The sequence below is a fragment of the Streptomyces sp. SM11 genome, from assembly GCF_002910905.1.
Classification (GTDB): domain Bacteria; phylum Actinomycetota; class Actinomycetes; order Streptomycetales; family Streptomycetaceae; genus Streptomyces.
Window position 1 is genome coordinate 80,296 of record NZ_NEUE01000298.1, and the last position, 13,490, is coordinate 93,785.

The following is a 13,490-nucleotide window of genomic DNA, read 5'->3' on the forward strand; positions in this document are numbered from 1 at the left end:
CGCCCTGTCCTTGACGATCGGCGACGGGGCGTTGACGATCAGCGCCCGAGCCCGAACGGGCGGCCCCTCAACTCCTAGCGGCCCCCGCCACCACCGCTTTCGCCCACCGGTAGTCCGCCTTGCCGCTCGGCGACCGCTGGATCCGGTCGGCGAGCACCAGTGCGCGGGGGATCTTGTAGCCGGCGAGCCGGGACCGGCAGTGCGTCTGCAGCGCCTCCAGGGTCAACGCCTCTGCGCCCTCGCGCAGTTGGACCACCGCGGCCACCCGGTTGCCCCAGCGTGCGTCGGGGACGCCCGCGACGAGCGCGTCGTACACGTCCGGAAGGGACTTGAGTGCCTGCTCGACCTCCTCCGGATACACCTTCTCGCCTCCGGTGTTGATGCACTGGGAGCCCCGGCCGAGCACGGTGACGATGCCGTCCGCGTCCACGGTCGCCATGTCGCCCAGCAGTACCCACCGCTCCTCGCCCCTGCGGAAGAAGGTGTCGGCGGTCTTGGCCGGGTCGTTGTAGTAGCCGAGCGGGACATGCCCGCGCTGGGCGATGCGGCCCGGCTCGCCGGGTGCCACCGGCTCGAACGTCACCGGATCGACCACGGCCGTACGGGCGTTGACCTGAACCCGGAAGCCCTTCTCCGGTCCCGAGTCGGCGGTGGCCGTGCCGTTGAAGCCGGACTCGGAGGAGCCGAAGTTGTTCAGCAGCATCACCGTCGGCACCAGCGCCTGGAACTCCGCCCGTACCGAGTCCGACATGATCGCCCCGGAGCTGGAGACGGAGAACAGTGACGAGCAGTCCGTCCCGCGCAGTGGTCCGTTCAGGCAGTCGATCAGCGGGCGCAGCATCGCGTCACCGACCAGCGACACGCTGGTGACCTTCTCCTTCTCGATCGTTCGCAGTACCTCATCGGGTACGAACTTGCGGTGCACGACGACGCGTTGGCCGAAGTTGAAGCCGATGAACGCGGTGAGCGTCGAGGTCCCGTGCATCAGCGGCGGGGTGGGGAAGAAGGTGATCCCGTCGCCGCCGGCCGCTACCCGCTCCGCCAGCTCCTGCGGGGACCTCACCGGCTCACCGGTCGGTGCCCCGCCGCCCAGGCCCGAGAAGAACAAGTCCTCCTGACGCCACATCACGCCCTTCGGCATGCCGGTCGTGCCGCCGGTGTAGATGATGAACTGGTCGTCGGCGGAGCGGGGCGCGAAACCGCGCCCGGACCCACCCGACTCCTCCGCCTCGGTGAAGGACGCGACCGGCAGGGTCGGGGGAGCGGCGGGGGCGGGCCCCACCCGGACCAGATGGCGCAGGCCCGGGGCCTGCGGGGCGGCCGCCGCGACCCGCTCGTCGAACTCGCCGTCGAAGACCAGTGCCGCCAGGTCCGCATCCCGGTAGAGGTAGACCAACTCCTCTTCGACATATCGGTAGTTGACGTTCACCGGGACGATCCGGGCCTTGAGGGCCCCCAGGACCGTCTGGAGGTATTCGACCCCGTTGTAGAGGTGCAGCCCCAGATGCTCACCCGGCCGGATCCCCGCGTCGGTCAGGTGGTGGGCGATCCGGTTGGCGGCGGCGTCCAGCTCCGCATAGGTGAGCCGCCGCTCCGCGCCCGTACCGGGATGGTCGACGTACAGGAGCGCCTCGCGGTCGGGCACCGCGTCGACGACCGATTCGAACAGGTCGGCAAGGTTGTACTCCACCGTTCCTCCTGACCCCGGGTGACTGGCGACTCGGCCGTCATTAGAGCGCCGGGTGGCACAAGTGGGAAGGGGTGGCGTCGAAACAATCTGACGATCTGTCAGATAACTATTGAACTGCGTCCACTCCTCCTGCAACCTGTTCCGGGTCTGGAGAACAGGAGTCGGTCATGGGCGGTACGGAACACCTCGTCGTGCGGCGCGAAGGCGCCACGCTGGTGCTCACCTTGAACAGACCACAGGCCAGGAACGCGTTGTCACTGCCGATGCTCGTCGGCCTGTATGACGGCTGGCTCGCGGCCGACGCGGACGACACGGTCCGCTCGGTCGTCCTGACCGGCGCGGGCGGCGCGTTCTGCGCCGGCATGGACCTCAAGGTCCTCGCGGGCGGTGGAATGGCGGGGGAGGAGTACCGGGAACGGATGACGGCCGACCCGGACCTCCACTGGAAGGCGATGCTGCGCCACCACCGCCCGCGCAAACCGGTGATCGCCGCCGTGGAGGGCCCCTGTGTCGCGGGCGGCACCGAGATCCTCCAGGGCACCGACATCCGCATCGCCGGAGCGGGCGCCGCCTTCGGGCTCTTCGAGGTCCGCCGGGGCCTCTTCCCGATCGGTGGCTCCACCGTCCGGCTGCCCCGCCAGATCCCCCGCACCCACGCCCTCGAAATGCTCCTCACCGGCCGCCCGTACACCGCCGACGAGGCCGCCGCCATCGGACTCATCGGCAGGGTCGTGCCCGACGGAACCGCACTGGAGGAGGCCCTCGCCGTCGCCGAGCGGATCAACGCCTGCGGGCCGCTCGCCGTCGAGGCCGTCAAGGCCTCGGTCTACGAGGGCGCCGAGCTGACCGAGAGCGAGGCCCTGGCCGCCGAACTCAAGCGCGGCTGGCCCGTGTTCGCCACCGAGGACGCCAAGGAGGGAGCACGTGCGTTCGCCGAGAAGCGCCCCCCCGTCTACCGGCGCGCCTGAGCACCCAGCTCCCAGCCCTCAGTCCTGAGCCCTCGGCCCGAACCAAGGAGGCAGCAGCCATGACCGACGTCCTCAGCGCCCCGCTGGTGGTCGAATTCCCCTTCACCCGCTCGCTCGGGCCCGTCCAGAGCGCCTTCCTCACCGGACTGCGCGAAGGCACCGTCCTGGGCGTCCGCACGGAGGACGGCACGGTGCTCGTGCCGCCCGTCGAGTACGACCCCGTCACCGCGAACGAGCTCCGCGACCTCGTCGAGGTCGCCCCCACCGGCACCGTCACCACCTGGGCCTGGAATCCGGCCCCGCGCCGCGACCAGCCGCTCGGCACCCCCTTCGCCTGGGTGCTCGTCCGCCTCGACGGGGCCGGCACCGCGCTCCTGCACGCCCTCGACGCACCGGGACCGGACGCCGTGCGCACCGGGATGCGCGTCCGGATCCGCTGGGCCGAGACGCGCACCGGCGCCATCACCGACATCGCCTGCTTCGAACCGTACGGGGGTGACCCCGGCGGCTTCGAACCCGCGCCGCACACCGGCCTGTTCGCCGACCCCGTCACCGGCATCGTCACCCCGGCCCGCCTCGACTACGTCCACACCCCGGGCCGCGCCCAGAGCGCCTACCTCACCGCCCTCGAAGGACACCGCACCGTCGGCGAACGCTGCCCCGCCTGCAGTAAGGTCTACGTCCCGCCCCGCGGGGCCTGCCCCACCTGCGGGGTCGCCACCGCCGAACAGGTCGAGGTCGGTCCGCGCGGCACGGTCACCACGTTCTGCATCGTCAACATCAAAGCCGCTCATACGGCGAATCTCGATCTCGAAGTCCCTTACGTCTACGCCCACATCGCCCTCGACGGGGCCGACCTCGCCCTGCACGGACGCATCGCCGGAATCCCGTACGACCAGGTGCGGATGGGGCTGCGGGTCGAGCCCGTCTGGACCGGTGCTGGTCAGGGGCCCCGCCACCCCGACCACTACCGGCCCACCGGGGAGCCCGACGCCGACTACGACACGTACAAGGAGCTGGTGTAGATGCGGGACGTGGCCATCGTCGCCTTCGCCCAGACCGCGCACCGTCGGCGCACCGACGAACTCTCCGAGGTCGACCTGCTGATGCCCGTCCTCCACGAGGTCCTGGGTGTGACCGGCCTCAAGGCGAACGAGATCGGGTTCACCTGCTCCGGCTCCGCCGACTACCTCGCGGGGCGGGCCTTCTCGTTCACCATGGCGCTCGACGGCGTCGGCGCCCATCCGCCCATCTCCGAGTCCCACGTCGAGATGGACGGGGCCTGGGCGCTGTACGAGGCCTGGGTGAAGATCCAGACCGGCGAGGCGGACACCGCGCTCGTCTACTCCTACGGCAAGTCATCGCCCGGCCGGGTCCGCGACGTCCTCACCCGCCAGCTCGACCCCTACTACCTCGCCCCGCTCTGGCCGGACTCCGTCGCGCTCGCCGCCCTCCAGGCGCGGGCCCTCATCGACGCGGGCGCCACCGACGAACCCGCCCTCGCCGAGGTCGCCGCCCGCAACCGCACCGCCGCCGCCGACAACCCGCACGCCCAGCTCACCGGCGACGTCCCCGCCGGCGACTACCTCGTCCATCCGCTGCGCACCGGCGACTGCCCGCCCATCGGCGACGGCGCCGCAGCCGTGATCCTCGCCGCCGGGGACACCGCCCGCGCCCTGTGCGAACGGCCCGCCTGGATCCGGGGCATCGACCACCGCATCGAGGCGCACGGCCTCGGCGTCCGCGACCTGACCGACTCGCCCTCTGCGCGGCTCGCCGCCGAGCGCGCCGGAGCCTTTGAGCGACCTGTCGACACCGCCGAGTTGCATGCCCCGTTCACCTCTCAGGAGGTCGTCCTGCGCAACGCCCTCGGGCTGGGCGACAACGTCCTGGTCAACCCCTCCGGCGGGGCGCTCGCCGCCAACCCCGTGATGGCCGCCGGCCTGATCCGGCTCGGCGAGGCAGCCGCCCGCATCCACCGGGGCGAGTCCGACCGGGCGCTCGCGCACGCCACCTCCGGGCCCTGCCTGCAGCAGAACCTGGTCGCCGTCCTGGAAGGGGAGAGCGCTCATGGCTAAGGAGCCCGTCGCCGTCGTCGGCATCGGCCAGACCAAACACGTCGCCGCCCGGCGCGACGTGTCCATCGCCGGACTGGTCCGCGAGGCCGCCGTCCGGGCCCTGGAGGACGCCGGGCTGACCTGGAGCGACATCGACGCCGTCGTGATCGGCAAGGCGCCCGACTTCTTCGAGGGCGTCATGATGCCGGAGCTCTACCTCGCCGACGCGCTGGGCGCCGTCGGCAAACCCATGCTCCGCGTCCACACGGCGGGCTCGGTCGGCGGCTCCACCGCCCTGGTCGCTGCCAACCTCGTCGCCGCCCGCGTGCACCGCACCGTCCTCACCCTGGCCTTCGAGAAACAGTCCGAGTCCAACGCCATGTGGGGGCTCTCGCTGCCCGTCCCCTTCCAGCAGCCGCTGCTGGCCGGGGCGGGCGGCTTCTTCGCCCCCCACGTGCGCGCGTACATGCGGCGTACCGGAGCGCCCGACGAGGTCGGGTCGCTCGTCGCGTACAAGGACCGCCGCAACGCGCTGAAGAACCCCTACGCGCACCTCCACGACCACGACATCACCCTGGAGAAGGTCCGGGCCGCCCCCATGCTCTGGGACCCGATCCGCTACTCCGAGACCTGCCCCTCCTCCGACGGCGCCTGCGCCATGATCCTCATCGACCGGGACGGCGCGGCCCGCTCGCCCCACCCGCCCGCCTGGGTGCACGGCGGGGCGATGCGCAGCGAACCGACCCTGTTCGCGGGCAAGGACTTCGTCTCCCCGCAGGCCGGCAAGGACTGCGCCGCCGATGTCTACCGGCAGGCCCGGATCACCGACCCGCGCCGGGAGATCGACGCGGTCGAGATGTACGTGCCGTTCTCCTGGTACGAGCCGATGTGGCTGGAGAACCTCGGCTTTGCCGACGAGGGCGAGGGCTGGAAGCTCACCGAGGCGGGCGTCACCGAACTCGACGGCGACCTCCCCGTCAACCCCTCGGGCGGCGTACTGTCCACCAACCCCATCGGCGCGTCCGGCATGATCCGCTTCGCCGAGGCGGCGCTGCAGGTACGCGGGAGGGCTGGGGAGCACCAGATCGACGGGGCCACCAGGGCGCTCGGCCACGCCTACGGCGGAGGGGCGCAGTTCTTCGCCATGTGGCTCGTGGGAGCGGAACCCCCGCCGGGCTGAGGGAGCGCGGCGGGCCCGGTCCCGCGGGGGCCGGGCCCGGCTCCGCGGGGTGAGCCGGGACACGTAACATGGCAGCATGTCCTTCCTCCGCCGCCGTAGCGCCGCAACACCCGCGGGCCCGGACTTCGACGTCCTGGCCATGGACCCCGGGGACTGGCCCGGCAACCTCGGCGCCGGTCTGCTCCCCGCCCCCGACGGCAGCTGTCAGGGCGTCTTCCTCCGCTACGACCTGTACGGCGGCCGGGGCCCGGCGATGATCATCGGCAACCTCCCGGAAGGCTCGCCCGCCCGCGAGACCGAGGAGGGCCAGATCCCCTTCGAGGTGGCCCAGCTGCTCCTCGCCCTGGAGAACGACGAGCCGATCGAGGTCGTCAGCTCCGAGGACGTCCCCGTCATGCAGGGCGACAATCTGCTGATCGTCCACCGCGTCAAGCTCTCCGAGAGCCGTATCGCCTGCGTCCAGTTCGACCGCAGCGACGGCGTCCTCGTGACCATCGCCAGCTGGGACCGGCCGATCACCGACGACCTGTACACCCTGCTCAAGCCCCTGCCCGCGGAGCTGTTCCAGCAAGGCTGAAACGTCCCTGCGCTAGGCCGTCCGGATCCTTCCGGGCGGCCTTCTTCCATGCCCGTCCCCCTGCCCGGGCGACCCCGAGGGGCTGACCCCCGCCCTGAACGCGACGGGACTCGCGCGTTGACACGGATGGTGGGGGACCGACCGGTGAGAAAATGTAACGACTGTTCAATGTGTAACATTCGTTCAACGTCTTTCTCCCCGTTCGGAGGCCCATCCCCATGGCCAATCCCTATGGCACCCTCTTCACGACGCCGGGCTCCGTGGCCTTTTCCGCCGCGGGCTTCGTCGCCCGGATGCCCCTCTCGATGGCCGGCATCGGGATCATCACGATGCTGTCCCAGATGAAGGGGGAGTACGGCCTGGCAGGAGCCGTCTCCGCCACCTTCACTCTCTCCATGGCCCTCTGCGGCCCCCAGATCTCCCGCATGGTCGACCGTCGGGGCCAGAGCAAGGTGCTTCTCCCCGCCACCGGACTCAGCGTCATCGCCATGGGCGTGCTGCTGCTCTGCGCCCGCTACGACGCTCCCGTCTGGACGCTGTTCGGCAGCGCAGTGGTGGCCGGGACGATGCCCAACCTGGCCGCGATGGTCCGCGCCCGGTGGACCCACGTCTACCGCGGCTCCGACCGGCTGCACACCGCCTACTCACTGGAATCGGTCGTCGACGAGCTCACCTTCGTGGTGGGGCCCGCTCTCTCGGTCGCGCTGAGTACCGCGCTCTTCCCGGAGGCCGGACCCCTGGTGGCAGTGGTGCTGCTCACCCTCGGCGTCCTCATGTTCGTCCCGCAGAGGCGCACCGAACCGCCGGTGATCCAGCCGGCCGCCGACGGCGCCCCGAGCGTCTCGGCGCTGCGTGGCGGGCCGCTCGTCCTGCTGGCCCTCACCCTTGTCGCGGGCGGCACGATCGTCGGCACCGTGGACGTGGTCAGCGTCGCGTTCGCCGAGGAGCAGGGTTCCCCGGTCGGCGCGGGCATCGTGCTCTCCGTCTACGCGGTCGGCTCGGCCGGCGCCGGGCTGGTCTTCGGCGCCCTCAGGCTCACTACACCGCTGCCCCGGCTGCTTCTGCTGAGCACGGTCGGCACCGCCCTGACGACGCTGCCGCTGCTGCTCGTCGGCGACATCGCCACGCTTTCGGCCGCCGTCTTCTTCTCCGGCGTCTTCTTCGCGCCTACCATGATCGTGGTGATGGGTTTGGTGGAGAAGACGGTGCCGCCCACCGTCCTCACCGAAGGGATGACCTGGGCGATCACCGGCCTCAGCGTCGGTGTCGCGCTCGGCGCCTCGGTGTCGGGCGGTATGGTCGACCGCCTCGGCCCCTCCGGCGGATTCACCGTCGCCATCGCCGCGGGCGGCGCGACGGTGCTGCTGGCGCTGATCGCCCAGCGGCCCCTCGACCGCGGCCTGCGGGAGCGCGCCGAGCTGCCCGGGGGCCAACCTGCCGACCTGGGGCACGCGAAGTCCGCTCCGTAGCCGCCCGGGCCCAGCAGCCGCGGGGAAGGGGACGGCCCGCCGTTCCCGTCCCCGCTCCGACCACGACGCCCGGAGGGCATGATGCACCCACAGCAGACCGACGGACGCCTGCTCAAGGGCGAGCTCCGGCGGCAGGAACTCATTGAGGCCACCCTCCGGGTGGTGGCCCGCGAGGGCGTCGCCGGCGTCAGCCACCGGGCGGTGGCGCGCGAGGCCGACCAGCCCGCCACCGCCGCCGCCTACTACTTCAAGAGTATCGACGACCTGCTCACCGCCGCGCTCACCGCCTGTATGGACCAGGACGCCGAACGGCTGCGGCTCCTGGCGGAGAAGGCCGACGGCGGCCCCGAGGGTCTGACCGTCCTCGCCGATCTGCTCGCTGACGTCGTGTCGGGCCCCGGCCGCCTGCTCGCCGAGTACGAGCTCTACCTGCTCGCCGCCCGTCGGCCGGAGCTGCGCACCTCCACCGGGCACTGGCTGGACGCCATCGCCGGATACGCCCACCGCTACACCACCGATCCGGTCCGGGTGCAGGTCTTCAAGGGCGTCATCGACGGCCTGCTCCTCCAGGGGCTGCTGACCGACACACCGCCGACGGCGGCCGAGTTCGAGACGGTGCTCCGGCACGTCCTGCTCTGAGCCCCCGGCCAGGGCCGGTTCCGCTGCCGTCCGTGGCCCGCCGCGCGTTCCTCCGCACGGCGGGCCACCTGCCCGTGACCTACGCCGGGCTGCCCGCGAGTCGGGCCATCTTCCGGGTCACCTGCGCCGCCGACGTACCCATGCCTGTGGGGCCGCTCAGGCGCCAGGGGGCGGCGTGGCCGCCCCGCAGGTCCTCCTCACGGTAGCGACGGCAGCCCCGGTGCCAGATCAGGATCCCCGCGATCCAGTGCTTGAGCTCCTGCACATAGCCCGCCAGGACCTCCCGCGCCTCGGCGTCCAGGCCGAAGTCGTCGTACAGCACCGGGAGTTCGACCTCGGCGACATGCAGGAACTGCCGCAGCCGCGAGTTCATCAGGTCGTGCACGATCGCCACGCCCGTCGGATAGTCCACGCCGAAGAAGTTCTGCACGACCAGGACACCGTTGTGCACCTCTCCCTCGTACTCGATCTCCTTCTGGTACGAGAACAGGTCGTTCATCAGGCACGCGTAGTCCGCCGCCGCGTTCTCCAGGGAACGCATCGGACCGCTGCGGTAGACCTCGTCCGGAACCTTCCTGCCGTGCCCGAGCCGGCACAGGCTCATCGTCAGGTCCGAACCGAACGTCGCCCGTCGCATCTCCACGTAGTCCACCGGATCGGGGATACGGTTCTGCGCCTGGTTCGCCAGCTCCCACAGCCAGCTCTCGGTCATCGACTCGATCGCGGTCCGGAAGGTGCGCCGCCCGCTCATGTCCATCGGAGCGGCCGTCCTGCGCCACAGATCGGCCAGGCTCCGCTCCAGGGCGTTCACCGGCTCCGGCGTCCCCTCGCCGTCCAGCGGCATGAACAGCGACAGCCGTTCGTTGGCCAGGCGCGCCCCCGCCAGGTCCCGGGCCCGCCCGTGCACGACCGGGAACCAGTCGTCCCCGTACGTCCCCCAGGCCAGCCAGCCCGAGCCCAGGTCCAGTTCGTCCGGGGTCGCGTCCGGATGCAGGCCCGCCGCGCACAGCGGCAGGTCGATCGCGACGAGCCGCCGCTCGTCCCAGATGTGCGAACCCGGCACGCCCGGCTGAGCCTCCAGGATGCCCATCCGCCGCGCCCAGTCGACGATCCGGACCCGGGCCCCCTCCAGATGCGGGCTCAGCGTCGTCCCGAACGGCAGGTCGAAGTCCGGCAGCAGCGAGGGCCCCACGTGCTGGTACGGCACATGGCTGTGACTGCGGGCCCGGGCGGTCTCCGAGCGGAGCGTGAACCTGATGGAGGCGGCGGACATGCCGAAGCCGGACACGGCCTCGCCCGCGCCTCCGCCGTTCATGTAGCGGCTGGAGCGCATGTGCCATTCGTGGCCGCCGGACTGCCAGTCCTGGAGCCCCTTGACGTACGCCAGCACGGCAGCGGTCTGCGTGGGGTCCAGGCCCTTCTCGGCGCAGAGCGGGCCGAGTTCGGTCAGCGCGGTGTTCTCGAACTGCTGGAGCCGTGAGGTCAGCAGATCGTTGACGGACTCGGCGGCCTCCTGCGTGGGGCAGCCGAGGAACTTCTCCAGCACCAGCACGCCGTTGCTGTTCTCCCCCTCGTCCTCCACCTCACGCTGGTAGGAGAAGAGGTCGTTGCGCAGGTGCACCCCGTCGGAAAAGGCGTCCCGCAGCACCCGCAGCGGGCGGGCGTCGGCGACCGACGCGGGCACCTCGGCGTTCGCCGCGTACTCCACCAGACCCGCGGACCAGGGGGCACCGCCCACTTTGCGGCGCATCTCGATGTACTCGACGGGGTTCGCGATGCGGCCCTCGTGGATGTTGGCGAGCTCCCACAGGGACTCGTTGAGGAGGTTCTCCGTCGCCTCCGCGAACCGGGCCCGCCAGGCGTCCGACATCGCCGGGACCGTACGGGCCCACAGATCCGCGAGCCCCGCCTCGACGGGGTTCTCCGGCTCCGGCGTCGCCGCGCCCCGCTCCATCGGCATGAAGGCGGGGAGCCGGTCCAGATACCGCTTGCCGCCCTCCCGGTCGGGTGTGCGCTTGAACAGCTCCAGAAAGTGGTCGTCGAAGAAGAAGACCCACACGTACCAGTCGGTGACCAGGGAGAGCGCCTCGGCCGAGCAGTCGGGGTGGGTGTAGGCGCACAGGAGGGCGTAGTCGTGCGCCTCCAGGTCCTTCTCCTCCCAGATGCCGGACCCCTCCAGCATCCCCATGGAGCGGGCCCACGCCCGGGTGTGCGTGCGTGCCGCCTCCACGTGAGGGTTGAGCCGCGCCGGATACGGAACATAGAAGTCCGGCAGAGAGAAGGGCTGTGCCATGTGCGTCAGGCCTTTCCAGAAGCCTCCGCGCGGGGAAACGCGCGGACCGGTGATGTCCGCGCAGCACTACCCTTCGGCCATACGGAGCACGCACGACGGCGATTAGTCACATAATCGCGGCCCGGCCTGTACGTGCTCGGAAGTCGGTCGCTCAGTAGGCGGAGTCGACGTTGTCGATCGAGCCGTACCGGTCCGCGGCGTAGTTCGCGGCGGCGGTGATGTTGGCGACCGGGTCGGTGAGCTTCTTCGGGGTGCCCTTGACGTGGTAGGCGTCGAAGGTGGGCTGGATCACCTGGAGGAGACCCTTGGAGGGAATGCCGTTCCGCGCGTTGATGTCCCAGTCGTTGACGGCGTTCGGGTTGCCGCTGGACTCGCGCATGATGTTGCGGTGCAGCCCCTCATATGAGCCGGGGATGTTCTTCTTCTTCATGATGTCGAGCGACTCGCGGATCCAGCCGTCGAGGTTGTTCGCGAACCTCTTGGGCGTGACGGCCTTGCGCTCGGTGGAGCGGTTGGCGGCCTGCTTCTCGGACCGCTCCTTGGCGGCGTCCTTCTCCGCGGCGGCCTTGCGGTCGGCGACGGCCTTCTTCGCCGCGGCTTCCTTGGCGGCGGTCTCCTGAGCGGCCTTCTTGGCCGCCGCGTCCTTCGCCGTGGGGATGCCTGCGGCGGCGACCGGCTCCACGGAGATGGAGGACCGGGTCGCCGTGGTCTGCGCTTCGCTCGGGCTGCCGGTGGCGGCTATGGCGGTGACCGAACCGGCCGCGACGAGTACGGCGGTGGCGATCTTGTGCGAGCGGGTGATGCGCAGGGTGGAGATGCGGGGCATGCGTGAGCTCTTCCTGTGGGGGACGGGCTTCGCGGCCTTCGCGCCGCGTCGGCAGGAACCGGGGTGTCCGGGCCGCGGTCGCCGGTGGGCGATCGACGCTGGCTCGTACTCGGTGCTTGCCGGGATCCATGGTTAGCGCTGACCGACATAGGAAGCAATGACCGCCTTTACTACTCTTCATCGTGAGATGCCAATTTATGAGCCATATGGGCTGTTCGTTGCGCCGAACGGGAGGCCTCACGTCCACTATCGGAGGTCGTAGGTGACGTGGGTCTCGTGGCGGGCCTCACCCGCCGGGGACCCCGGGGCAGCACAGGGTCAACGCGTGATCACGGGGAGCCAGGGCCCGGAAGGGTGGTTCCGGACCCGCCGTACGGGCCCCGAACGCAGAACAGCGCGCTGCGGGACCGGTGTGTCGGCACCGGTCCCGCAGCGCGCTTCTTCTTCACAGTGGTCTGGTCACTGTGGTTCTCGACAGGCAGGCCGTTGGCCCGCGTCTCCGTCCCTGCTCAGCGGGTACCGACCGCCGCCCGCACCGCCCGCCGCGCCATCGCGCAGTCGTCGTGCAGCCTCCGCAGCAGCAGTCGCTGCTCCTCGCCCGAGGAGAGCGCACCGGGACGGTCCTGCCCCGCACCCACCGAGGGCGCCTCCCGCATGGTGCGCTGCACCGCCGTCTCGTAGTTGCGGATCTCGCGGGTCAGCACCAGCATCAGGTTCACCAGGAACGCGTCCCGCGCGGCCGGGCCCCTGGCCTGGGCCAGCTGGCTGATCTGGCGTCGCGCCACCGGCGCGTCGCCCAGCACCGCCCACAGCGTCGCCAGGTCGTACCCCGGGAGATACCAGCCGGCGTGCTCCCAGTCGACGAGCACCGGTCCGGTCGGCGACAGCAGAATGTTGGAGAGCAGCGCGTCCCCGTGGCAGAACTGCCCCATGCCCTGCCTGCCGCCCGCGTGTGCCAGGCCGTGCAGCAGTTTCTGCAGGTCACCGAGGTCACGGTCGGTGAACAGGCCGAGCTCATGGTAGCGCGCGATCCGCGAGGCGTAGTCCAGCGGCGCCTCGAACAGTCCGGGCGGCGGCCGCCAGGCGTTCACCCGGGCGATCGCACCCAGCGCGGCCCGGATGTCGGCCCGCGGCGGGGCCTCCGCCGGATGCCGGGTGAGAGCTGCGACCCGGCCGGGCATCCGCTCGATCACCAGCGTGCAGTTCTCCGGGTCCGCCGCGATCAGCCGGGGCGCCCGAACCGGGGGGCGGTGCCGGACGAACGCGCGGTACGCCGCTATTTCGTGCCGGAACCGCTCGGTCCACGCCGGCGAGTGGTCCAGTAAGCACTTCGCCACGGCGGTGGTCCGCCCGGTCGTTCCGACGATCAGGACCGAGCGGCCGCTGCGGCGCAGCACCTGGACCGGATTGAACTCGGGGCAGATGCGCTGCACGGAGGCGATGGCCATCCTCACCTGCGCGCCCTGCGGTCCGGACAGGTCGATTCTTCCGCTGAGCGGTCCGGTGCCCGGCCCCGGGGCCCTTCGGGCCCGGCCCGGACCCTGCGCCGGTGCGCCGGCGTGAGGAGCGAGATAAGGCCCGCCGCCCGCGCCCATCGGGCGGAGCGGACGGGGCGGGGCGGACACGGAGGACGATGCTGTGTACATGGGCGAGACAGATCCCTTCGTGCGCCGACAAGGTACGTGCGCCAACCCGGCCGACGGCCGTTCGGCACCCTGGGGAGTACCTAGGGCTGCCGGGCGGGGTGGCGCTTTCCTACCTGACACCGGAGCGCGGGTGGCAGACCATCTG

Annotated in this window: 11 protein-coding genes; 7 read left to right on the plus strand and 4 right to left on the minus strand. The window is 71.2% G+C overall.

Annotated features, from left to right (window positions below; all coding sequences use genetic code 11):
* Positions 1-67: 67 nt before the first annotated feature.
* Positions 68-1,690, minus strand: a complete 1,623-nt coding sequence (locus tag B9S58_RS33525) for an acyl-CoA synthetase (RefSeq protein WP_103535655.1) — start codon at positions 1,688-1,690, stop codon at positions 68-70.
* Between the two features lie 167 nt (positions 1,691-1,857).
* Between B9S58_RS33525 and B9S58_RS33530 the strand changes: the two genes are divergently transcribed.
* The 7 genes from B9S58_RS33530 to B9S58_RS33560 all read left to right on the plus strand — a co-directional run bounded on the left by B9S58_RS33530 (position 1,858) and on the right by B9S58_RS33560 (position 8,580).
* A complete protein-coding gene (locus tag B9S58_RS33530; RefSeq protein ID WP_103535656.1) occupies positions 1,858-2,658 on the plus strand; it encodes a crotonase/enoyl-CoA hydratase family protein in 801 nt (266 codons plus the stop codon).
* Between the two features lie 59 nt (positions 2,659-2,717).
* The gene (locus tag B9S58_RS33535; protein WP_103535657.1) at positions 2,718-3,683 is read left to right on the plus strand and encodes a Zn-ribbon domain-containing OB-fold protein; all 966 of its coding nucleotides are present in this window, start codon (positions 2,718-2,720) and stop codon (positions 3,681-3,683) included.
* Positions 3,684-4,736, plus strand: coding sequence for a thiolase domain-containing protein (locus tag B9S58_RS33540; RefSeq protein ID WP_103535658.1), 1,053 nt, complete (start codon positions 3,684-3,686; stop codon positions 4,734-4,736). It abuts the gene before it with no gap.
* Positions 4,729-5,895 carry a thiolase domain-containing protein gene (locus B9S58_RS33545; protein WP_103535659.1) on the plus strand — a complete coding sequence of 389 codons (1,167 nt, stop codon included), beginning with the start codon at positions 4,729-4,731 and terminating at the stop codon, positions 5,893-5,895. Before B9S58_RS33540 ends, B9S58_RS33545 begins: the two co-directional genes overlap by 8 nt.
* Before the next feature lie 76 nt (positions 5,896-5,971).
* A complete protein-coding gene (locus B9S58_RS33550; RefSeq protein WP_103535660.1) occupies positions 5,972-6,472 on the plus strand; it encodes a hypothetical protein in 501 nt (166 codons plus the stop codon).
* A gap of 218 nt (positions 6,473-6,690) precedes the next feature.
* Positions 6,691-7,941: an MFS transporter gene (locus tag B9S58_RS33555; RefSeq protein ID WP_103535661.1), complete on the plus strand. Its 1,251-nt coding sequence runs from the start codon at positions 6,691-6,693 to the stop codon at positions 7,939-7,941.
* Between the two features lie 81 nt (positions 7,942-8,022).
* The gene (locus B9S58_RS33560) at positions 8,023-8,580 is read left to right on the plus strand and encodes a TetR/AcrR family transcriptional regulator (protein WP_103535717.1); all 558 of its coding nucleotides are present in this window, start codon (positions 8,023-8,025) and stop codon (positions 8,578-8,580) included.
* A 79-nt stretch (positions 8,581-8,659) separates the two neighbouring features.
* Here the strand turns inward: B9S58_RS33560 and B9S58_RS33565 are convergent, their stop codons facing one another.
* The 3 genes from B9S58_RS33565 to B9S58_RS33575 form a co-directional block, all read right to left on the minus strand.
* Positions 8,660-10,873, minus strand: coding sequence for a Geosmin synthase (locus tag B9S58_RS33565; protein WP_103535662.1), 2,214 nt, complete (start codon positions 10,871-10,873; stop codon positions 8,660-8,662).
* Positions 10,874-11,024: 151 nt separating this feature from the next.
* Positions 11,025-11,699, minus strand: coding sequence for a transglycosylase SLT domain-containing protein (locus tag B9S58_RS33570; RefSeq protein ID WP_103535663.1), 675 nt, complete (start codon positions 11,697-11,699; stop codon positions 11,025-11,027).
* Between the two features lie 509 nt (positions 11,700-12,208).
* Positions 12,209-13,345: an aminoglycoside phosphotransferase family protein gene (locus tag B9S58_RS33575; protein ID WP_103535664.1), complete on the minus strand. Its 1,137-nt coding sequence runs from the start codon at positions 13,343-13,345 to the stop codon at positions 12,209-12,211.
* Positions 13,346-13,490: the final 145 nt, after the last annotated feature.